The sequence below is a fragment of the Colwellia hornerae genome (genome assembly GCF_007954355.1).
Classification (GTDB): domain Bacteria; phylum Pseudomonadota; class Gammaproteobacteria; order Enterobacterales; family Alteromonadaceae; genus Colwellia_A; species Colwellia_A hornerae.
Map to the genome: position 1 here is coordinate 115359 of NZ_VOLR01000003.1, position 21472 is coordinate 136830.

The 21472-nt window shown below is 39.7% G+C and carries 19 protein-coding genes; 12 read left to right on the forward strand and 7 right to left on the reverse strand.

The window, feature by feature from the left end:
- Positions 1 to 17: 17 nt before the first annotated feature.
- The 9 genes from murD (at position 18) to lpxC (ending at position 10698) form a co-directional block, all read left to right on the forward strand.
- Positions 18 to 1436, forward strand: a complete 1419-nt coding sequence (gene murD, locus ESZ26_RS02790) for a UDP-N-acetylmuramoyl-L-alanine--D-glutamate ligase (protein WP_146797875.1) — start codon at positions 18 to 20, stop codon at positions 1434 to 1436.
- A complete protein-coding gene (ftsW, locus tag ESZ26_RS02795) occupies positions 1436 to 2731 on the forward strand; it encodes a cell division protein FtsW (RefSeq protein ID WP_146797873.1) in 1296 nt (431 codons plus the stop codon). Before murD ends, ftsW begins: the two co-directional genes overlap by 1 nt.
- Complete coding sequence (murG, locus tag ESZ26_RS02800) at positions 2718 to 3824, forward strand: undecaprenyldiphospho-muramoylpentapeptide beta-N-acetylglucosaminyltransferase (protein WP_146797871.1); 1107 nt, start codon at positions 2718 to 2720, stop codon at positions 3822 to 3824. Before ftsW ends, murG begins: the two co-directional genes overlap by 14 nt.
- A gap of 11 nt (positions 3825 to 3835) precedes the next feature.
- Entirely contained in the window at positions 3836 to 5296 is a 1461-nt protein-coding gene (gene murC, locus ESZ26_RS02805) for a UDP-N-acetylmuramate--L-alanine ligase (protein WP_146797870.1), read from the forward strand.
- Positions 5293 to 6231 carry a D-alanine--D-alanine ligase gene (locus tag ESZ26_RS02810; protein ID WP_146797868.1) on the forward strand — a complete coding sequence of 313 codons (939 nt, stop codon included), beginning with the start codon at positions 5293 to 5295 and terminating at the stop codon, positions 6229 to 6231. Before murC ends, ESZ26_RS02810 begins: the two co-directional genes overlap by 4 nt.
- A gap of 2 nt (positions 6232 to 6233) precedes the next feature.
- Positions 6234 to 7025 carry a cell division protein FtsQ/DivIB gene (locus ESZ26_RS02815; RefSeq protein WP_223271535.1) on the forward strand — a complete coding sequence of 264 codons (792 nt, stop codon included), beginning with the start codon at positions 6234 to 6236 and terminating at the stop codon, positions 7023 to 7025.
- A 5-nt stretch (positions 7026 to 7030) separates the two neighbouring features.
- Positions 7031 to 8266: a cell division protein FtsA gene (gene ftsA / locus ESZ26_RS02820; protein ID WP_146797866.1), complete on the forward strand. Its 1236-nt coding sequence runs from the start codon at positions 7031 to 7033 to the stop codon at positions 8264 to 8266.
- A 132-nt stretch (positions 8267 to 8398) separates the two neighbouring features.
- On the forward strand, positions 8399 to 9556 hold the full coding sequence (gene ftsZ / locus ESZ26_RS02825) for a cell division protein FtsZ (protein ID WP_146797864.1): 1158 nt from the start codon (positions 8399 to 8401) through the stop codon (positions 9554 to 9556).
- A 224-nt stretch (positions 9557 to 9780) separates the two neighbouring features.
- Positions 9781 to 10698: a UDP-3-O-acyl-N-acetylglucosamine deacetylase gene (gene lpxC / locus ESZ26_RS02830; protein WP_146797862.1), complete on the forward strand. Its 918-nt coding sequence runs from the start codon at positions 9781 to 9783 to the stop codon at positions 10696 to 10698.
- A gap of 92 nt (positions 10699 to 10790) precedes the next feature.
- On the opposite strand, the gene ESZ26_RS02835 is transcribed toward lpxC, so the two are convergent.
- Positions 10791 to 11264 (reverse strand): DUF721 domain-containing protein, encoded by a 474-nt coding sequence (locus tag ESZ26_RS02835; protein WP_146797860.1) that lies wholly within the window; start codon positions 11262 to 11264, stop codon positions 10791 to 10793.
- Between the two features lie 80 nt (positions 11265 to 11344).
- On the opposite strand from ESZ26_RS02835, the gene ESZ26_RS02840 reads away from it, so the two are divergent.
- From ESZ26_RS02840 to mutT, 3 genes are all read left to right on the forward strand, one after another.
- Complete coding sequence (locus tag ESZ26_RS02840; RefSeq protein ID WP_223271534.1) at positions 11345 to 12196, forward strand: M23 family metallopeptidase; 852 nt, start codon at positions 11345 to 11347, stop codon at positions 12194 to 12196.
- 78 nt (positions 12197 to 12274) lie between these two features.
- A complete protein-coding gene (gene secA / locus ESZ26_RS02845) occupies positions 12275 to 14974 on the forward strand; it encodes a preprotein translocase subunit SecA (protein WP_146797856.1) in 2700 nt (899 codons plus the stop codon).
- Between the two features lie 250 nt (positions 14975 to 15224).
- Positions 15225 to 15617, forward strand: coding sequence for an 8-oxo-dGTP diphosphatase MutT (gene mutT / locus ESZ26_RS02850; RefSeq protein WP_146797854.1), 393 nt, complete (start codon positions 15225 to 15227; stop codon positions 15615 to 15617).
- A 2-nt stretch (positions 15618 to 15619) separates the two neighbouring features.
- Here mutT and yacG read toward each other — a convergent pair whose 3' ends face one another.
- From yacG to pilB, 6 genes are all read right to left on the reverse strand, one after another.
- Entirely contained in the window at positions 15620 to 15856 is a 237-nt protein-coding gene (gene yacG / locus ESZ26_RS02855) for a DNA gyrase inhibitor YacG (protein ID WP_070374766.1), read from the reverse strand.
- Positions 15857 to 15968: 112 nt separating this feature from the next.
- Positions 15969 to 16715: a cell division protein ZapD gene (zapD, locus tag ESZ26_RS02860; RefSeq protein ID WP_146797852.1), complete on the reverse strand. Its 747-nt coding sequence runs from the start codon at positions 16713 to 16715 to the stop codon at positions 15969 to 15971.
- A gap of 107 nt (positions 16716 to 16822) precedes the next feature.
- On the reverse strand, positions 16823 to 17437 hold the full coding sequence (gene coaE / locus ESZ26_RS02865) for a dephospho-CoA kinase (protein WP_146797851.1): 615 nt from the start codon (positions 17435 to 17437) through the stop codon (positions 16823 to 16825).
- A 4-nt stretch (positions 17438 to 17441) separates the two neighbouring features.
- Positions 17442 to 18323: a prepilin peptidase gene (locus ESZ26_RS02870; protein ID WP_146797849.1), complete on the reverse strand. Its 882-nt coding sequence runs from the start codon at positions 18321 to 18323 to the stop codon at positions 17442 to 17444.
- A 67-nt stretch (positions 18324 to 18390) separates the two neighbouring features.
- Positions 18391 to 19641: a type II secretion system F family protein gene (locus ESZ26_RS02875; RefSeq protein ID WP_146797847.1), complete on the reverse strand. Its 1251-nt coding sequence runs from the start codon at positions 19639 to 19641 to the stop codon at positions 18391 to 18393.
- Between the two features lie 83 nt (positions 19642 to 19724).
- Positions 19725 to 21428: a type IV-A pilus assembly ATPase PilB gene (gene pilB, locus ESZ26_RS02880; protein WP_146797845.1), complete on the reverse strand. Its 1704-nt coding sequence runs from the start codon at positions 21426 to 21428 to the stop codon at positions 19725 to 19727.
- Positions 21429 to 21472 lie beyond the last annotated feature (44 nt).

Sequence of the window (21472 nt, forward strand, 5' to 3'; positions counted from 1 at the left end):
TAGGTACATAGCATAAAATGACGCAAAAAGATTCACAAGCTCCGCTAGCCTTAGCGCAGTTAACAGCCAAAAAAATTGTTGTCCTCGGTGCAGGGTTAACAGGGTTGTCTTGTGTGCGTTATTTAGCAAAAAACGGTTTAAGCTGTTCGGTAAATGACAGTCGTGATCATGCAGTGAACATTAATGAGTTTCAGCAAGACTTTCCAAATACAGCGTTAACTTTAGGTCGATGGGATAAAAAATTGATCGCTTCAGCCGATGTTTTACTGGTTAGCCCAGGTATAGATACCAGCATTGCTGATATTGCTGAGCAGATAAGCAATCACTGTATTGTTGCCGGAGATGTTGAGCTTTATTGTCAAAATAATCACACCGCCATTCTTGCTGTTACCGGGTCAAATGGTAAATCCACAGTGGTTTCTTTATTGGCTTTTATTGGACAAAAACTGGCTAAAAAAGTTGAGCTAGGCGGTAATATTGGTGTGCCGGTGCTTGAACAATCACATAAATCATTAGACTGCTTAGTTTTAGAGCTTTCAAGTTTCCAGTTAGAAACGTTACGCAGTATGAATGCCATAGCAGCAACTGTTTTAAATGTTAGCGATGATCATTTAGACAGACATAAAACCTTAGGAAATTATGCCGCGATTAAACAAGGTATTTATCAACAGTGTCAAACGGCTATAACTAATCGTGATGACGTCAATACTCAACTTACCGGCAACGCGCAACAGTCACGCTCGTTTGGCAGCGATGCAGCGCTCGAAGGTGATTTTGGCATGGCGGTGATTGATGGACAAAGACAATTAATGTTTGGTTCAATGCCGCTTATTGGTGTTAATCAACTACCTATTGCCGGTTTACACAATGCCTTGAACTGTTTAGCGGTGTTGGCATTAGGTCATAGTGCCGGTTGGCCACTTGACGAGATGTTAACACATTTAGTTGAATTTAAAGGCTTGGCACATCGTTGTCAGCTCATATCAACGTATAGAAATGTTCAATGGATTAACGACTCTAAAGCAACCAATGTTGGTGCAACCCTCGCGGCGATTGAAGGCTTAGCAGCGATGATGTCAGCAGATAACAACTTATATGTTATTGCCGGTGGTGATGGTAAAGGAGCAGACTTCTCTCCCTTAGAAAGCGTATTTTCTAAAGACGTTAGCCATGTTTTTACTTTAGGTAAAGACGGTGATGAAGTGGCAGCAATCGCGAATAAAGCGCAGATAAAAAATAGTAAAGTTTCCAGCATCGAGGTCGCGATTAATACCCTTAGCAATATCGTTAAATCAGGCGATGTGGTGTTACTTTCACCTGCCTGTGCCAGCATAGATATGTTTAAAAACTTTGCTGAACGTGGTGAGTTTTTTGTGAATGCGGTTAATAAGCTAAGCTTAGAAAATAAAACACCAAGCCTGCGAGAGGTGAACTAATGACAACATCCGTTCTCTCTAAACTCGATAATATAAAATTGCCACAGTGGTTATCGGCAGAGCAAGGTCAAAGCAGTGCAACATTTGATCGTACTTACTTATTACTGGCTATTAGTATGTATATGATTGGCTTAATAATGGTCGCCAGTTCATCTATGCCAGTCGCAGAGCGATTGTTTAATGACCCGTTTCATTTTGTCGAACGTCACTTTATTTATATTTGTTTAAGTCTGGTGGTAGCTGTTATTACGATGAGCATACCAATGAGTCTTTGGCAAAAACATAGCGGGCATTTACTGCTCTTAGGCACTTTACTGTTAGTGGTGGTATTAGTGGTTGGTCGTACTGTTAATGGTTCGACCCGGTGGATTGTTGTTGGCCCTATTACATTACAAGCAGCAGAGCCGGCAAAATTGTTTTTCTTTTGTTATTTATCGGCTTATCTCGTTCGTCGTCGTGATGAAGTTATGGAAAACGTCAAAGGATTTGCTAAACCGCTGGTTGTCTTTGGTGTACTTGGCGGTTTGTTATTAATGCAGCCAGATTTAGGTACCATTATTGTGATGTTTGTTACCACTTTTGGCCTGTTATTTTTAGCTGGCGCTAAACTTTGGCAATTTGCTGGTGTATCTGGCGTTGGCATTAGTTTATTATCCGCGCTCGCTTATTTTTCTCCTTATCGTTGGGCGCGAGTTACTGGCTTTTTAGATCCTTGGGAAGACCCTTTCGGCAGCGGGTATCAATTAACACAATCATTAATGGCCTATGGCCGTGGTGAGATTTTCGGGCAAGGTTTAGGAAACAGTATTCAAAAGCTAGAATATTTACCGGAAGCGCATACCGATTTTGTGATGGCGGTTGTGGCAGAAGAGCTGGGCTTCGTTGGTATTAGCGTGATCTTAATGCTGAGTATGTTTTTAGTACTCAAAGCCCTGTTGCTTGGTAGGGCTGCTTTACAAAAAGAAAAATATTTTGAAGGCTTTTTTGCTTACGCTATCGGCATTTGGATAAGTTTCCAAGCCGCGGTTAATGTTGGTGCTAGCGCAGGTGTTGTACCCACTAAAGGTTTAACAATGCCGCTATTAAGTTACGGCGGTAGCTCAATGCTAATTATGACCATGGCGGTATTTATTTTAATGAGAATAGATCATGAGCTCCGCTTACAAAGTATTCAGGCGACCACTAAGAAAAAAGTAAAGCACAATAAAACAAAAAAAAGCAGTTCAATGAATAAAACACCAGTAAAGCTTAAAACTAAAGACGATAAGGAGGGCGAACAATATGACTGGATTTGAAGAAAAAACTAGCAAAAAAGCACCTACTTTATTAGTGATGGCGGGTGGCACTGGTGGCCATATTTTCCCGGGTATAGCTGTGGCAGAAATGCTCAAAGCTCAAGGGTGGACGATACATTGGCTTGGCACTGAAAAACGTATGGAAGCAAAAATTGTTCCTCAACATGGCTTTGATATTTCATTTATCAATATTGCTGGTGTACGTAATAAAAGCTTGTTAGAGCGCGTTAAAATACCATTTCAATTATTACAGTCAGTTTTACAATCAATTGCGATATTACGTAAAGTCAAACCCGATGTTGTCTTAGGCATGGGCGGTTATGCGAGTGCTCCCGGCGGTTTTGCTGCATGGTTAATGCGTATTCCCTTGGTATTACATGAACAAAATGCGGTTGCTGGCATGACAAATCGTTATTTAGCGAAAATAGCAACTAAAGTGTTAAGTGCATTCCCAAATGCTTTTACTGGTAATGTTGACTTTAAGGTCGTAGGAAACCCGTTGCGTAAAGAGATAACGGCGTTAACTCCAGTGATCCCTGAACATCCAAGCACGAGTAAAAAAGTACTGGTGGTTGGCGGCAGTCTTGGCGCAAAAATTTTGAACGAAACGGTGCCACAAGCGTTAAAGCAAATACAATTGCAAAATATTGATGTTTGGCATCAAACGGGTCGTGATAATCAAACAGCGGTTCTGGCTAGTTATAAAAAATTTGGCTTGTCGGAAGATAAAGTTAAAGTGACTGAGTTTATTGAAGATATGGCAGCGGCTTATCAATGGGCAGATATCGTTGTTTGTCGAGCGGGTGCATTAACAGTTTCAGAGTTAGCTATGGCAGCTAAACCCGCTATTTTTGTGCCTTTACCCCATGCTGTTGATGACCATCAAACCAAAAATGCGATGTATTTAGTATCACGTGGTGCTGCAAGATTATTACCACAAAAAGAATTTAACGGCACAACTTTAGCGCAAATGCTTAACAGCCTTTTTATTTCCGACAGTGTAGTACGCTCGATGGTTAAAGCTGCCCACGATGCTGCTCACGTTGATGCAACTCTTCGTGTTGCTAATACTTGCGCGGAGTTAGTTAACTAATGAGTAAGATAATGAAAAACAAAATAGCCAATAACACCGCACCAATTAAATTACCTGAGATGCGCCGTGTAAAGTGTATTCACTTTGTCGGTATTGGCGGTGCAGGTATGGGTGGTATTGCTGAAGTATTGTTAAATGAGGGCTACCAAATTACTGGCTCTGATATTGGTGAAAACCAAGTTGTTACCCGCTTAATGGCGTTAGGTGCAAAGATTACCCTTGGTCATGCGGCAGAAAATATTGTTGGCGCGAGTGTGATTGTTGTTTCAACGGCAATTAAAGCGGATAACCCCGAATTACTGAGTGCGCAAACCTTACGTATTCCTGTGGTACGTCGCGCAGAAATGTTAGCTGAATTAATGCGGTTTCGTCACGGCGTTGCTATTGCAGGGACTCATGGCAAAACAACAACGACCAGTTTAATTGCCAGTATTTTTGCTGAAGATAACTTAGACCCAACATTTGTGATTGGCGGCTTATTAAATAGTGCTGGCACTAATGCTCGTTTGGGAACAAGTCGTTACCTCATCGCTGAGGCTGATGAGAGTGACGCGTCATTTTTACACCTGCAACCTATGGTGTCAGTGATCACTAATATCGATGAAGATCACATGGAAACTTACCAAGGTGATTTTGAAAAACTTAAAGATACCTATATTGAATTTTTACATAACTTACCGTTTTACGGCTTAGCCGTTGTTTGTATTGACAACGATGTTGTGCGCGAACTGATACCCAGAATGAGTCGTCAAGTGATCACCTATGGTTTTAGTGAAGATGCTGATGTACGTGCAATAAACTTTCAACAAAATGGTGGTGTTAGTCACTTCACCGTGCAACGTGAAGGTTTTGCCGATATTGATATGTCAGTAAACTTACCCGGTGAACATAATGTGCTTAATGCTTTGGCGAGTATTGCGGTTGCGACCGATGAAGGTGTAGCTGATGCGGCTATTGTTAGTGCTTTAGAAAAGTTTGCTGGTATTGGTAGACGTTTTGAGCAATTGGCTAATTTAGCGACCGAAAAAGGCGAGATGGTGTTAGTGGATGATTACGGACATCATCCTCGTGAAGTTAAAGCAACGATTAAAGCGATGAGAAATGGCTGGCCAGATAAACGTTTGGTGATGATCTTTGAACCGCACCGTTATTCTCGTACGCGCGATCTATACGAAGACTTTGTTGAAGTGTTATCTGAAGTTGACTGCCTATTCTTACTCGATGTTTACGCCGCTGGCGAAGCACCTATTAGCAGTGCAGACAGTAAAAGTTTAGCCCGAAGTATTCGTCAACGTGGTCAAATAGAGCCTATTTATGTCAGTAGCGCTGAAATATTAGCGGAGTTATTACAGGCACAATTACAAGATGGCGATATGGTTATTACCCAAGGCGCAGGTACTATTGGCGTTATAGCCCGTGAAATTATGATAAACCCGTTACTAAATGTTGACCTTAAAGGGGCTAAAAAGTGAAAGCACTGACAGACCAAAGGTTAGCTGTTTTATATGGTGGCGATTCAGCAGAACGTGAAGTATCACTTAATTCAGGAAAAGCGATTGCCAGTGGCCTACAACAAGCCGGCTTCGACGTTGAACTCATCGACACGCGAGGTTTTTGTTTAGCTGATTTAACTAAACGAAATATCGATCGTGTTTTTATCGCTTTGCATGGCCGAGGCGGAGAAGATGGTTGTGTGCAGGGGGCTTTACAATATATGGGCATCCCCTATACCGGTTCTGATGTCTTAGGATCTGCGTTGTCTATGGACAAAATTCGTAGCAAGCAAGTATTTCAAGCACAAGGTTTACCGACAGCGCCTTTTGCTATTGTTGAAAAAGACGCTTACCAAGAAACCCAAGCTGAAAAAATATTGGCGACGCTCGGTGGTATGGTCATGGTTAAGCCTGCCAATGAAGGCTCAAGTATTGGCATGGCTAAAGCTAAAACAGCTAATGAATTACACCAAGCATTAACCACTGCCTTTGAATACGATGAGCAAATTTTAGTTGAAGCATGGATTAATGGCCCTGAATATACAGTGGCTATTTTAGGCGAAGAAGCGTTACCGGCGATTCATATGGAAACGCCTCGTGAGTTCTACGACTATGAAGCTAAATATCAATCAACGACAACGCAATATCATTGTCCTGCTGGCTTGAGTGATGAAGATGAAGATGCCCTTAAAGCATTAGCGCTTAAAGCTTTTAAAGCCACCGGTGCAAAAGGCTGGGGACGCGTAGATGTTATGCGCAACAACGATAATCAATGGCAATTACTTGAAGTAAATACCGTGCCTGGTATGACTGAAACTTCCTTGGTACCTAAAGCAGCAAAAGTACATGGTTTAAGTTTTAGTGAACTGGTAACAAAAATAGTCGCTATTAGCACAGGACAATTGGCAGATTAATAATGACAAAAAATAGTAAAAATCAACCGTCATTGTCACCATCAATGGCTGAGCAACAAGAAAATTTACATTGGTCTTTTTGGCTAGGTGTGACTTTTTTTGTGCTAGTGATTGTCACTATTATTTCATTCAGTTGGTTTTTAAATAATAAAATGTCATCTGAAGAGTCAATGCCGGTTACCTCGATTGTTATTGGCGGTGAAATGCCGTTTACCAATAGACAAGATATAGAAAATGCGATTGAAGATGTTAATTTAGGAAATTTTTTTAATGTTGATGTTAATCACGTACAACAGAAAGTGGCTGAACTGCCTTGGGTATACTCGGTATCTGTACGAAAAAAGTGGCCTAATGAACTAAAAATTTATGTCGTTGATCAAACCCCCATTGCTTTATGGAATGGCGACTTTTTGATTAACCAATATGGTAAAGCATTTCAGGCAGACACTACTCGTTTACAGTCTGCTTTACCAGCATTTTTTGGTCCAGAAGGCAGTGAAGATCTTGCCTTAAGTAATTTTGTTAATTTAAGTAAGTTACTGAAATTTAGTGAGTTATCAATTGATGAGTTGCTACTTACCGAACGTCATTCTTGGCAGTTAACACTAAAGAACGGCATAACGCTTAATTTAGGTAGAGAAAACAAAATTGAGCGAGTGCAACGCTTTATGGATGTTTACCCGCAAATAATGAAAACAAAAGAAGAAAATCAGCAAGTGGATTATGTTGATTTACGTTATGACACTGGACTCGCTGTTGGTTGGAAAACCGCAGAGAATAAACAAAGAGCTTAACTTTAATGTCAAAAGTAAACGAAAGAAACTTGGTAGTAGGTTTAGACATAGGAACGTCGAAAATATCTGTTGCTGTTGGTGAAATAACACCGGACAATCAATTAAGTATTGTTGGTGTTGGAAATCAGCCGGCACGAGGTATGGATAAAGGTGGCGTTAATGATTTGAATTTGGTTATTCAATCAATTCAGCGTGCCATCAACGAAGCAGAATTAATGGCCGATTGCCAAATTAGCTCGGTTTACTTAGGTATTTCAGGTAAGCATATTAGTTGTCAAAATGAAAATGGCATGGTGCCAATCAATGACAAAGAAGTGATTCAAGAAGATGTTGATAACGTAATACATACTGCACGTTCAGTACCGATTTCAGCTGAACGACGCATGTTACATGTACTACCACAAGAATTTAGTATTGACTGCCAAGATGGGATAAAAAGTCCGATTGGTATGTCAGGTGTTCGAATGGAGGCCAAAGTTCATATTGTTACTTGTGCTAACGACATGGCTAAAAATATCGTTAAATGTGTCGAGCGCTGTGAAGTAAAAGCCGACCAACTTATTTTTTCAGCGCTAGCATCCAGTTATGCCGTGTTAACCGATGATGAAAAAGAACTCGGTATTTGTGTGGTAGATATGGGTGCAGGCACGATGGATATTGCGGTATTTGCAGGCGGTGCTTTAAGACACACTGCGGTTATACCGGTGGCGGGTAATCAGGTCACCAGCGATATTGCTAAAATATTTAGAACACCGTTAAGCCATGCAGAAGACATTAAAGTGCAATATGCTTGTGCGCTTCGACAAATGGTGAGTATGGAAGAGAACATTGAAGTACCCAGTGTCGGTGGACGTCCTGCGCGCTCAATGTCTCGTCACACTTTAGCGGAAGTCGTCGAGCCACGTTACCAAGAGCTTTTTGAACTTATTCAAGAAGCGTTACGTGAAGCCGGCTTAGAAGATCAAATTGCCGCGGGTTATGTGTTAACCGGTGGTACAGCGAAAATGGAAGGTGTTGTTGAGTTTGCTGAAGAAGTATTTCAAATGCCGGTACGTGTCGCTAAGCCAACAGGTATGAGTGGTTTAAAAGAATATGTTGATGATTCAACTTACTCAACTGTGGTTGGTTTACTACATTACGGTATGCAAGCCAATGAACAACAAAGTATAGAGAGTAAGAAAAGTGAGGGTATTGCTAGTATTACTGCACGGATCTTAGCTTGGTTTAAAGGTGAGTTTTAACCCTCATTAATACATGATAATAGAAAGAATAAATAAATTTTTATAACCCGCCTCAGTGGATGGTGGATAAGTGAAAATTAATAGTTAAGTCGCGTTTTGGTGGAACAAAACATAAAAATCGGAGAGAGTAAAATGTTTGAATTAATGGAAGATCATAACGAAGAAGCAGTAATCAAAGTCATCGGTGTTGGTGGCGGTGGCGGTAACGCAGTTGAACACATGGTTTGTCAGACCATTGAAGGTGTTGAATTTATTACGGCAAATACCGATTCACAAGCATTACGTAATTCAGCAGCCAATGTTACTTTGCAACTTGGTGCAGATGTTACTAAAGGCTTAGGTGCAGGCGCTAACCCTGAAATTGGTCGTCGCAGCGCTGAAGAAGACAGAGAAACAATCAGAGAAACCTTACAAGGGGCTGATATGATTTTTATCGCCGCGGGTATGGGGGGTGGTACCGGAACTGGTGCTGCACCAGTTGTTGCTGAAATTGCAAAAGAAATGGGCATATTAACGGTTGCTGTTGTGACTAAGCCGTTCCCATTTGAAGGCAAAAAACGCATGAACTATGCTGATCAAGGTATTGAGTTATTGTCAAAAAGTGTCGACTCTTTAATCACGATACCTAATGAAAAATTATTAAAAGTTTTAGGCCCAGGTACGTCGTTACTTGACGCATTTAAAGCGGCTAATAACGTATTGTTAGGTGCTGTACAGGGTATTGCAGAGCTAATTACTCGTCCAGGCTTGATTAACGTCGATTTCGCAGATGTGCGCACAGTTATGTCAGAAATGGGCACAGCAATGATGGGTTCTGGTATTGCATCGGGTCCAGATCGCGCAGAAGAAGCTGCAGAAGCCGCAATTTCGAGTCCATTACTTGAAGATGTTGATTTAGCGGGTGCTCGCGGTATTTTAGTAAACATCACTGCCGGCATGGATATCAGTATCGATGAATTTGAAACAGTGGGTAATGCTGTAAAGGCCTTTGCTTCTGAAAATGCAACGGTTGTGGTTGGTGCGGTTATAGACCCTGAAATGACTAATGAATTACGTGTAACTGTCGTTGCAACCGGTATTGGTGCTGATCGCAAGCCAGATATAACATTAGTGAATCCAGCTCCTACTGTGGCACCTATTGCTGTTGGACAAGAGTTTATTGCTAGCCCACAGGCAGAAGTAAATTCGGCTCCGATAACAATGCAAGACAGTAATGCTCAAGTACAAACTGCAGCAGATATCGAGAACTATTTAGATATTCCGGCATTTTTACGTAAACAAGCTGATTAATTTGAGCTGTTAATTTTGTCATCATAGAATAAAAGAGTGCAGATAATCACTCATTTTATTCGAATGAATTTGTCACTAGGATACGGCTGGATGAACAGTTGTGTTTATAATAATGTGAAGCTAAAAGCTGATATTTTGATTTTGTTAAGTTTTTCTGCTATATTGTGCGCCCGTCAAAAGAGGACGGTGCATTTCAAGGTTAGTAAAAGCTTAATAAGGCATTTATGATTAAACAACGTACATTAAAAGACAGTGTAACCGCCGTTGGTGTTGGTTTACACAAAGGTGAAAAGGTGCAGTTGACTCTCCGTCCTGCGCCAGCAAATACCGGTATTGTTTTTCGCCGCATAGATTTAGATCCGATTGTTGAAATTTCAGCAACGCCTGAAGCTGTGGGCGAGACAACTTTGTGTACGTGCTTAGTCAATGAACAAGGTGTGAAGATTTCCACCGTCGAGCACTTGTTATCAGCTGCCGCAGGTTTAGGCATTGACAACTTAATTGTTGAAATTGACTCTCCTGAGATCCCGATTATGGACGGTAGTGCATTGCCGTTCGTTTATTTAATACAGTCGGTTGGCATTAAAACATTAGCAGCAGCAAAACGTTTTATTCGCATAAAGAAAACAGTTCGTGTAGAAGAAGGTGACAAATGGGCGGAATTAAAACCTCACCATGGTTTTAAAATAAATTTTGCCATTGAATTTGAACACCCCGTTATTTCTAAAACCTGTCAAACGATGAGTATGGACTTATCAAGTTGCTCATTTATTAAAGAAATTAGCCGAGCACGAACCTTTGGTTTTATGAGTGATATCGAATTACTTCGCTCGCACAATTTAGCTTTAGGTGGCAGTTTAGAGAATGCTATTGTACTTGATGAATACCGCATGCTTAATAAAGACGAGCTTCGTTATGATGATGAGTTTGTTAAACACAAAATCCTCGATGCGATTGGCGACTTGTATATGTGTGGTCACAGTATTTTAGGTGAGTTAAACGCCTTTAAATCAGGACATGGCTTAAATAATATCTTGTTAAGAGAAGTGTTTAAGCAAAAAGAAAGCTGGGAATGGGTGACTTACGAAGACGAAACACCGTCTCCAATTCAATACCAAGAAGTAACTGCTGCGGCATTTTAATAAAATATTGTTAATGTTACTCAATAAAAAAACCAGTCTAATGACTGGTTTTTTATTTTAAGATAAGTGGTCTTAATCATGCCTAGGTAAAATTACCGTATGGCGTTTTTGTCAGCGTGTTTTGCCAGTTTTTCTAATTTTTTACGTAAACTCTCTGGCGCGTTTTTAGCAATAGCCAATAATTGATTCGCGGTATTTTGTGAAATATGTAATGGCTCAGCAGGTTTTTCATCAGATTGATAAACGACTTTATTGCGATAAGGCGATACCTTTATTTCAATTTGATCAAAAGCCTTGTCGGTAGCAATGGCTAGTTCACGGCAAATATTCATTCGTTCAAACTGTAATCTCTGGCTCCAAACAGCAGATGTGACTTCAATCACTAAAGAATTTTGCTTAAAATTGGCAATATGCCAGACATCTGCTGGCAGGTCAGGGCATGTTTGGCGTACAATGTCAGACAAGATAGTTAAAGAGTTGGTTTTTGCTGCTATTTGTGCCAAAGTGCCTTTCGATGATTGAAAGAGCTCTGACATATCTGAAGGTTTTCTTGTTTTGCGTGCCATTAACCACTCTACTTTGGAATAGTATTTAAGTAATTATGAGTTTAACACTACTATATCGTGGAAAGAACGTTAGATTTTCAATGACACTGAATAAGTTGCATTGGTTGTCTGCTATTACTGTATTCGCGCTAATATCAGGCTTTGTCGTTCATTTGATTTTTTCTGCTGATGACGTACCTCAAGCTGTACCTTTTGCTTTGAATTCACCCGCTAAAATAGATCCTCGGCAATTAAGCGAACCACAATTAACCGCATTAACCATGAAACTCGCTGAGCTGCAAAGCCAAGTGTTACGGTTGAATGCCTTAGGTGATCGGTTAGCAAGTGAAGCCTCAATTCCAGAAAATGAATTTAATTTTCAACAATTACCACCATCTGGTGGGCCGATGCTGCAAAGCGAAAGCCAGTATAAAAAGCCACTGGTAGAGTTGTTAACTGAAATATCAATATTAGAAGAAAGTTTGCACCACGAAGATAATCAACTGACTACGCTTGAATCTTTGACTTTGGGTCACCATATAGAAAATAGCAGTTATTTGTCTGGTCGACCAATAATTGGCGGTTGGCTTTCTTCATATTACGGTGTACGTAAAGACCCATTTAGCGGCAAACCAGCGGTACATAAAGGTTTAGACTTTGCTGGTAAAGAAGGTGCTGCGATAATTGCAACGGCTTCAGGTGTGGTTACTTGGGCAAGTGATCGTTACGGCTATGGGCAACTTATCGAGATTAATCATGGTAAAGGATTAAAAACTCGTTATGGTCATAATAAAAATTTACTCGTTAAAGTAGGGGAAGTGGTTAGCAAAGGACAAGTTATTGCACGTATGGGTAGCACAGGGCGCTCGACAGGACCTCACATCCATTACGAAATTTTACGTAATAATGCACAAATAGATCCAATTAAGTTCGTATATAGAAAAGCAAAATAAAAACAATTTATGTGGCCCTTGTTGGTCACGTTATTTTCAGCGGAAGTATTTCTTCTAATATCAATATGGTTTAACAAGATGTTTGTAAAGTTAATGACGAAAATGTTTGGTAGTCGTAATGATCGATTAATTAAACAAATGAATAAAGAAGTTTTAAAAATAAATGCCTTAGAGCCCGTTATGGAAGCTCTTTCTGACGAAGAACTAAAAGCAAAAACCGCAGAATTTAAAGAGCGTTTAGCCAAAGAAGAATCTCTATCAAGTATCCTACCAGAAGCATTTGCTGTTGTACGTGAAGCCAGTAAACGTGTCTTTGGTATGCGCCACTTTGATGTACAAATGATCGGCGGCATGGTCTTAAATGATGGTAAAATTGCCGAAATGCGTACCGGTGAAGGTAAAACGTTAACAGCGACACTTCCTTCTTACCTTAACGCATTAACAGGTAAAGGTGTTCACGTTATAACGGTGAATGACTACCTAGCAACACGAGATGCTGACTGGTGTCGACCATTATTTGATTTTCTAGATATGACGGTAGGTTGTAATATTGCCGGATTAGCATCGGCTGAAAAGCAAGCGGCTTATAATTCAGATATTACCTACGGCACTAATAACGAATTTGGTTTTGATTACTTACGTGACAATATGGCTTTCTCGCCAGAAGAACGTACGCAAAAACCATTGAATTTCGCCGTTATTGATGAAGTCGATTCAATTTTAATTGATGAAGCTAGAACACCATTGATTATTTCGGGTCAAGCCGAAGACAGCTCTGAACTTTATCGTCAAATTAACCTTGTTGTGCCGACATTAGTACTACAAAACGAAGAAGACAAAGATAAAGATACTGGCCAATCTAAAGATTTTGTTGAAGGTGATTTCACCATTGATGAAAAATCTAAGCAAATCTATCTAACAGAGCATGGCCAAATAAGAATTGAAGAAATCATGAATGAGAAAGGTCTTATTCAAGATGGAGATTCTTTGTTTTCAGCGACCAATATTACCTTGTTACATCATGTTATGGCGGCATTACGTGCCCATAAACTTTTCCAAAAAGATGTTGACTATATTGTTAAAGATGACGAAATCGTTATTGTTGATGAACATACCGGTCGTACGATGGAAGGCCGTCGTTGGTCTGAAGGTTTACATCAAGCGGTTGAAGCTAAAGAAGGGGTGAATATTCAAAACGAAAATCAAACCTTAGCTTCGATAACTTTTCAGAATTTTTTCCGTATTTACGAAAAATTATCAGGAATGACAGGGACTGCTGACACAGAAGCATTTGAGTTTAATCATATTTATGGTTTAGAAACCGTAGTTATTCCAACCAATCAACCGATGATCCGTAAAGATCTCGCTGATCTAATCTATTTAACCGCTGATGAAAAGTTTGAAGCGATTTTAGAAGATATTAAAGATTGTGTTGAACGTGGACAACCTGTGCTTGTTGGTACGATTAGTATAGAAACCTCTGAGTTTTTATCTGACTTCTTAAAGAAAGCAAAAATTAAGCACAAAGTATTGAATGCTAAGTTTCACCAGCAGGAAGCTGAAATTGTTGCTGACGCGGGTAAAGTTGGCGCGGTAACTATCGCAACCAACATGGCAGGTCGTGGTACCGATATCGTCTTAGGCGGAAACTTTGATGCGATTGTTGCTAAGTTAAAAGACCAAAGCAAAGAAAGCATCGCTAAAGCGAAAGAAGAATGGATAATACAGCACAATAAAGTCTTGGAACTAGGTGGCTTACACATAGTAGCCACTGAACGTCATGAGTCTCGTCGTATTGATAATCAATTACGCGGCCGTTCAGGACGTCAAGGTGATGCTGGTTCAACACGCTTTTACTTATCGATGGAAGATGCCCTGATGCGAATTTTTGCTTCAGAACGTATTTCAAACATGATGCGCAAGTTAGGCATGGAGCATGGCGAAGCCATTGAACATCCATGGGTAACTCGCAGTATTGAAAATGCGCAACGTAAAGTGGAAGGTCGTAATTTTGATATTCGTAAACAACTACTTGAGTTTGATGATGTTTCTAATGATCAACGCCAAGTTATTTATGAACAACGTAACGAGTTAATGGACGAAGCTGATATTGCTGACGTTATTAAAAATATTCGTACTGATGTCGTAACTGGTATTATAAATCAGCATATTCCTCAGCAATCTATGGAAGAAATGTGGGATATCTCAGGTTTAGAAGAGCGCTTTAAGGGCGAGCTATCTTTAGAGTTTCCTATTGCAAAGTGGCTTGAAGAAGATACTAAGTTGCATGAAGAAACCTTACGCGAAAAATTATTAGCAGAAGTTGAAGCTAACTATACCGAGAAAGAAGAGCAAGTCGGTGCCGATGTTATCCGCCAGTTTGAAAAAGCCGTTATGTTACAAAGCTTAGATTCACATTGGAAAGAACATTTAGCGGCGATGGATCATTTACGTCAAGGTATACATTTACGTGGCTATGCCCAGAAAAACCCTAAACAAGAGTTTAAACGTGAATCTTTTGAGTTATTTGGTGAATTACTAGAGACTTTGAAATATGACGTTATCAGTATTCTTAGCAAAGTTAAAATTCGTGCTGAGTCTGACGTTGAAGCTGTTGAAGAACAACATCGTAAAGCTGAGGATGTTCCAAAAGAATACACGCATGAATCAGCTAGTAGTACCGAAACAAAACCAGAAGTAGCACGTGTTGGTCGTAACGAGGCTTGCCCATGTGGTTCAGGTAAGAAATATAAGCAATGTCATGGTAAATTAACTTAATCGTTATTTATTGATAAGCTTGAAAAAAACGCCAGTTATTCACTGGCGTTTTTTATGTCTAGGATATTCAGTGATGACTTTTGTTACAAACACATCTAACTACCAAATTTTAGCAGGTGATGTTGTAAAAATAGGCATGCAAGAAAGACTATGTTCAGAATGTGATTAGATAGCTTATCGTTTAGGTATAGGTTTATCTTTGCTGTTAACGACCAAGTCGCTGGTTAATTTAAAGCTTTAGGAGAGAGTCATGCAAAAAATTGTTCATGTAGCTGTGGGTGTCATTATGCGAGAACAACAATACTTTCTCACTAAGCGTCTTGAACATGCTCATCAAGGCGGTAAATGGGAGTTTCCTGGTGGTAAGGTGGAAAAAGATGAAACAGTTGCTCAGGCCCTACACAGAGAGCTTCAAGAGGAAGTGGCAATAGATGTTCTCTCTTGCTACCCACTCATTGAAGTTAGCCATGATTATGGCGATAAAAAGGTGTTATTAGACGTTTATGTGGTTGATAACTTCCAATATGAACCTACTGCCCAAGAAGGGCAGCAATCAGCTTGGTTTACCTTAGCACAATTAAGCCAGTTAGATTTTCCTGCTGCTAATGTGGCAATTGTTGCAAAGCTACTCGCTAATAAGTAACACTATTCTGGTTCAACAAAAAACTTATTACTTTGTAAAAACTCACCTTCAAGCGCGTCAAGCATCTCCTCGGTTAACTGAATGTCGCCTTGTAATGGCTGGCTGATCTTATGCCCTTCATCAGCCCATTCACCAATATCAATTAGCTGGCAACGTTTGCAACAGAAGGGGCGAAATTGACTTTCTGGTTGCCAAATAACTTCTTTTTGACAAGTTGGGCAAGATACTTTTAAGGTCATAGTTGGTGCTTGTAATTAAAGACTTAGTAGTAGGATTATACCCTTCCTTCTCCAAGATGAAACCTACATATTGAATGGCTAAAGGGTATTTTCGAAATTAATTACACTAATGCTAACAGCGAGCTAATTGAAATGAAGTCGCTTTATTTGAATACTTACGGCCGGTTTTATCACAAAGAGACATAAAGCGAATAGAATAGCGCAGACGATTACCACTTACCGTTGGATAATAAGCTGATTTTTCATCAACTTTAATACGAAGCAGTAAGATTCCTTCACCATTGTCCTGGTAAAAACCACTCTCAGTATCAATCTGTTTAAACTCTGCCCGTTGGCGAATAAACTTTAATATCATATCTAAAGCGCTTTTAATTTGTTCGAGCAAGCCAAGCCAACCTTGGACATCTTTAGCAAGAATTTCACTGTCTTGGTGTAACCAAAACTGTAATTGTGGTAAATCGAAACTCGAACTGCCGCCCTGCATGGCAAAGCGTTGTTTTAAAGTGGCTAGAAATTTGTCGTGTTTGAGTTGTGCCCATAAAGGAGTATTCGGTTTTAATAGGCAGATAAGCTCGACAGTTTGTTGTAGATTTTCAGCTAAAATGCTGTCATCTATTTCTGGCGCTTGTGACCATATCACTAAATTTTGTTCTAATTTTTCAAGATCTTTAATTAAATCACCGCGGACATCATTTCGCTCTAGGGTATCAATAATGGCAAATAAGGCGTTAAAGAAAACTTGATGGCTAACTGAAATTTTACGCTGCAGACAATCTTGTGCCTGAGCAAATAAATGTTCAAGTTTAAGGTAGTTACGGGTCCGTTCGTTAAGCGGATGTTCATATAAAATTTTAGTCATTAACCTGCTGTCATCAATGAAGTCTGGTGAATAACTTTCTATACTAACGACACCCAACTGAAATGGCGAATTTTTTTACTAAAAATAGTAAAATTTGTACAAGTTTACTAACTTGCTGCCAAATCTCGATATTTTTGGTCTAGCTTAATGACACTGGTTTTTATCAGATTCAAATCAGCACCGCTGTTATCAATAATATCATCGGCATGTTTTAAGCGGTCTTCTCTTGATATTTGACTAGCAATAATACGTTTAATTTCATCTATTGAACTAGGATCACGTAAAACAGCGCGTTTAATTTGTGCTGATTGACTAATATCAATCACTAAAATGCGTGCAACTAAACTCTGTAAGTTGTTTTCGATTAGCAGTGGCGCGACAAGCAAGCAATATGGTGACTGACTTTGCTGGATTTCTTCGAGCATCGTTTGTCTTATTAACGGATGAAGCAAGTTGTTAAGCCATTGTTTGTCTAATTCATTACTGAATATTTGACTGCGTAACAATGGTCGGTTAAGTGTGCCATCGGGCATAATAAACGGCTTGCCAAAATGCTGTGAGATTTGCAGTAATGCGTTGCTGTTAGGTGCAACAACTTTTCTTGCGGCGATGTCGGCATCAATAATATCAATACCTAAGTCGGCAAAAAAGTTGGCGATAGTGGTTTTACCACAACCTATACCACCGGTTAAACCAATAACGACCTTGTTAGCTATTGTCATTTTGCTAGAGCACTTGTGATAGGTACCAAGACCATATATTTTCACCCCATAAAAGTGTGATCCAACCTGCGGCGGCAAGATAAGGACCAAATGGAATGGCCTGGCCTTTTTGATGATCTTTAAAAAGCAGTAAACTGATGCCAATAAAGGCTCCGACCACCGATGCCATTAAAATAAGTAAGGGTAATAATTGCCAACCTAGCCAAGCACCAAAGAGGGCAAACAGTTTGAAATCACCGAAGCCCATGCCTTCTTTGCCTGTGGCTAATTTGAACAGCCAAAAAATAGTAAACAAGCTGGTATAACCGGCAATGGCGCCGATAACAGCATCTTCTATAGGCACAATTCCATTTGATAGATTTACGATTAACCCTAACCACATTAAAGGTAAAACAATTTGGTCGGGGAGTAGCATATGATCAAAGTCGATCATTGTTAAAGCAATTAAGCCCCACGTCAGTATCAAAGCATAACAAGTGATAACAGTGACACCAAAATGTTGGGCTATAACTACGCTCAATAAAGCTGTGCTTAATTCAACTAATGGATAACGCGCAGAAATTTTATTTTTACATTGGCTACATTTTCCTTTCAACACTAACCAGCTAATTACAGGAATGTTTTCATAAAAACGTATGCTATGTTGACAATGTGGGCAGCTAGAGTTGGGTGTTGATAAGGTGAGGGCACTCACTTGCTTTGTTGATGATGGCTTAAGCTCATCGGCAAGAAATTCTCGACATTCTTGATACCAACCTTGTTCTAACATCTTTGGAAAACGATAAATAACTACGTTTAAAAAACTACCAATTATTAACGAAAAAACAAAAACAAAGCCATAAAAAAACAGCGAGTTATTTTCTAATAGATGAATAAATTCTGACAAGATAAAACCTTTTTATTATTTTTAAAATGAGTTTGAAAAGTACTTTAAAACCTATTCGGGTGATAAATCAAACAACTTTACCGATTTCGAAAATTGGTAAGTACATGGCGATAATTAATCCACCAATAACGACACCGAGTACTGCCATTATCATCGGCTCTAATAAACTGGTCAGGGAGTCTACCGCGTCATCAACTTGTTGCTCGTATATAGTAGCAACTTTGGCAAGCATATCATCCACAGCGCCAGACTCTTCGCCAATGGCGACCATTTGTATGACCATATCAGGGAAAATATTACAGTTACGCATCGCTAAATTCATTTGCATGCCCGACGAGACTTCGGCGCGGATCTCTAGAATAGCGATACGAAAAACAGCATTACCAGAAGCACCTGCAGCCGACTCTAACGCGTCTGGTAATGGCACACCGGCAGCAAAAGTAGTAGAAAGTGTTCTTGCGTAGCGGGCAACCGCCGCCTTTTCGAGTAAGGCACCAATAACCGGAATTTTTAATATTATTCTATCAATACGGTCTCTAAAACTTTGGCTGTTAAGGTGAGCTTTTTTAAAAAAGAAACTGGCGATAAATAATCCGGCCAATCCTAAATACCAATAAGCTTGCATAAATTCTGATATCGAGATAACAAATAAAGTGAACGCGGGGAGCTCAGCGCCAAAACTGTTAAAAATATCTTGGAATACCGGCACCACAAAAATTAATAATATCGAGGTAACAATCAGCGCTATCACCAATACAGAGATAGGATAAGTCATCGCTTTTTTTATTTTCGACTTTAATGCCTCGGCTTTTTCTTTATAGGTAGCAATACGATCATAAATGGTTTCAAGTGCCCCCGATTGCTCGCCAGAACTGACTAAATCACAATATAAATCATCAAAATATTTTGGGTGGTCACGTAAACATTCAGACAAAGGAATACCCGATTGCAATTTATTACTGATATCGCCTAAAAGTCGTTGCATATTGCCATTGCTATGACCTTTACCTATCATTTCAACGGTTTGTACTAAGGGTACTCCGGCGCCAAGCATGGTCGCTATTTGCCGGGTAACAATGGCAATGTCTGCCGGTACTATTTTTTTATCATTAGCATTACCAAAAAGAGATTTGGCTTTCTTTTTAACTTTTCCAGGGGTAATGCCCTGTTTACGTAACTGGGCTTTTAATTCCAACATACTGGTGGCGGGTAGCTCACCATTTACTTTTTTGCCTTTACGGTTTACCCCTTGCCAAACAAATGTATCAAGAGCTTTAGCTTGTGGTAATTTTTTTTTCTTAGCCCCTGAACTTGCCATATATTATTTACCTGTAAAGTTAAATTATTAGTCATTGCTAATACTAGTCAATATCTCTAAAAATAATAGTGAGAGGTTTCTTATTATGCAGAAGTAACACGGTTTATTTCTGCTAAACTTGTTACCCCTTGATGGGCTTTTTCTAAACCCGATTGACGTAAATTATTATAACCTTCTCTTTGACACTGCTGGGCGATATCCATAGAATTACCACCTTCCATAATAATAGAAGACATTTTATCACTGATTTTTATCACTTCATAAACTCCAACTCGACCTTTATAACCGCCGGTACATTGCTCGCAACCCACAGGTTTAAATAATTGTATATTACTCAGTTGTAGAGCGGTAAAACCTTGTTTTTCCAGTTCAGCTGTCGGGACAACATCTTCAACTTTGCAGCGATTACATAAGCGTCTGGCTAAACGCTGAGCAATAATAATACTCACTGAACTGGCAACATTGTATGAAGGAACGCCCATATTTAACAGTCGAGTCAGTGTTTCTGAGGCGGAGTTTGTATGTAAAGTTGATAACACTAAGTGACCGGTTTGCGCGGCTTTAATCGCTATTTCAGCCGTTTCGAGGTCACGAATTTCGCCGACCATAACAATATCGGGATCTTGACGAAGAAAAGAGCGCAGCGCATTAGGAAAGGTTAAACCGGCGCGAACATTAATTTGTACTTGATTAACGCCATCTAAATTAATTTCTACGGGATCTTCTGCCGTAGATATATTACGTTCTTCGGTATTTAGAATATTTAAACCAGTATAAAGAGACACTGTTTTACCTGAGCCGGTTGGGCCGGTTACCAATATCATTCCTTGTGGCTGCTCTAAGGCTTCCATATATATTTTTTTCTGGGCCGGCTCATAGCCGAGCATTTCAATACCTAACATCGCGCTAGAAGAGTCAAGTATACGCATTACAACTTTTTCACCCCACATGGTGGGTAGCGTTGAGACACGAAAATCAATGGATTTTTTCTTTGATAAGGCTAATTTTATTCGCCCATCTTGCGGGACGCGCCGTTCAGCGATATCCAGTTTTGACATTACTTTTAAGCGCGCCGCCATACGAGAGGCAAGCGATACCGGTGGTTTTGCCATTTCAGTTAAAATGCCATCGACACGAAAGCGAATGCGGTAAGATTTTTCGTAAGGTTCAAAGTGCAAATCTGAAGCACCTTTGCGAATAGCGTCGAGTAATATTTTATTGATATAGACAACAATCGGCGCATCTTCTTTATCGCCGGTGGCGTTGTCATCTTCTTTGCGTTCTTCTTCAACGTCTATACCGGCCAATTCTGCAGCATCAATATCGGTGATATCTAAAGCATCACTTTCTTCTTCAAGAATTTTATCAATAAACAGTTGTAAGCTTTGATCATTAGTTAATACTAACTCAGTAGGAAAACCGGTATTAAATTGAATATCTTCTAATGCATCTAAATTGGTCGGGTCGGACATAGCGACGAATAACACTTTACCGCGTAAAAATAATGGCAGCGCATTATGTTTGCGGATCAGTTTTTCGTTGCGAATGCCTTCTGGGATCATCGTGCTATCGAAAGCGTTTAAATCGATTAACGGAAAGCCAAAACTACGAGACAGTATGGTCGCGATACTATTAGCGTTTAAATTTTTATCTTCAATAAGAAATCGTATGAAAGGTTTTGCTTGCTGAAGGAAGTCAGCACTAATGGTATCAATAGTATCTTTGGTAACAATATCATGCTTTAAAAGTGCAGTTAAAACACTGGATTGTTTATGATGACCTTTCATGGAGACCTTTTAGCGGTAAGGGTAATATTATGTATTTACTCACA

What these genes read in the sequence shown, in the direction of transcription:
- ESZ26_RS02835 (WP_146797860.1), bottom strand. Translation starts at nt 11,264, where the DNA reads ATGGCACGCAAAACAAGAAAACCTTCAGATATGTCAGAGCTCTTTCAA.
- murG (WP_146797871.1), top strand. Translation starts at nt 2,718, where the DNA reads ATGACTGGATTTGAAGAAAAAACTAGCAAAAAAGCACCTACTTTATTA.
- pilB (WP_146797845.1), bottom strand. Translation starts at nt 21,428, where the DNA reads ATGAAAGGTCATCATAAACAATCCAGTGTTTTAACTGCACTTTTAAAG.
- ftsW (WP_146797873.1), top strand. Translation starts at nt 1,436, where the DNA reads ATGACAACATCCGTTCTCTCTAAACTCGATAATATAAAATTGCCACAG.
- murC (WP_146797870.1), top strand. Translation starts at nt 3,836, where the DNA reads ATGAAAAACAAAATAGCCAATAACACCGCACCAATTAAATTACCTGAG.
- ESZ26_RS02815 (WP_223271535.1), top strand. Translation starts at nt 6,234, where the DNA reads ATGACAAAAAATAGTAAAAATCAACCGTCATTGTCACCATCAATGGCT.
- ESZ26_RS02840 (WP_223271534.1), top strand. Translation starts at nt 11,345, where the DNA reads ATGACACTGAATAAGTTGCATTGGTTGTCTGCTATTACTGTATTCGCG.
- secA (WP_146797856.1), top strand. Translation starts at nt 12,275, where the DNA reads ATGTTTGTAAAGTTAATGACGAAAATGTTTGGTAGTCGTAATGATCGA.
- yacG (WP_070374766.1), bottom strand. Translation starts at nt 15,856, where the DNA reads ATGACCTTAAAAGTATCTTGCCCAACTTGTCAAAAAGAAGTTATTTGG.
- ftsZ (WP_146797864.1), top strand. Translation starts at nt 8,399, where the DNA reads ATGTTTGAATTAATGGAAGATCATAACGAAGAAGCAGTAATCAAAGTC.
- ESZ26_RS02875 (WP_146797847.1), bottom strand. Translation starts at nt 19,641, where the DNA reads ATGGCAAGTTCAGGGGCTAAGAAAAAAAAATTACCACAAGCTAAAGCT.
- zapD (WP_146797852.1), bottom strand. Translation starts at nt 16,715, where the DNA reads ATGACTAAAATTTTATATGAACATCCGCTTAACGAACGGACCCGTAAC.
- coaE (WP_146797851.1), bottom strand. Translation starts at nt 17,437, where the DNA reads ATGACAATAGCTAACAAGGTCGTTATTGGTTTAACCGGTGGTATAGGT.
- ftsA (WP_146797866.1), top strand. Translation starts at nt 7,031, where the DNA reads ATGTCAAAAGTAAACGAAAGAAACTTGGTAGTAGGTTTAGACATAGGA.
- lpxC (WP_146797862.1), top strand. Translation starts at nt 9,781, where the DNA reads ATGATTAAACAACGTACATTAAAAGACAGTGTAACCGCCGTTGGTGTT.
- mutT (WP_146797854.1), top strand. Translation starts at nt 15,225, where the DNA reads ATGCAAAAAATTGTTCATGTAGCTGTGGGTGTCATTATGCGAGAACAA.
- murD (WP_146797875.1), top strand. Translation starts at nt 18, where the DNA reads ATGACGCAAAAAGATTCACAAGCTCCGCTAGCCTTAGCGCAGTTAACA.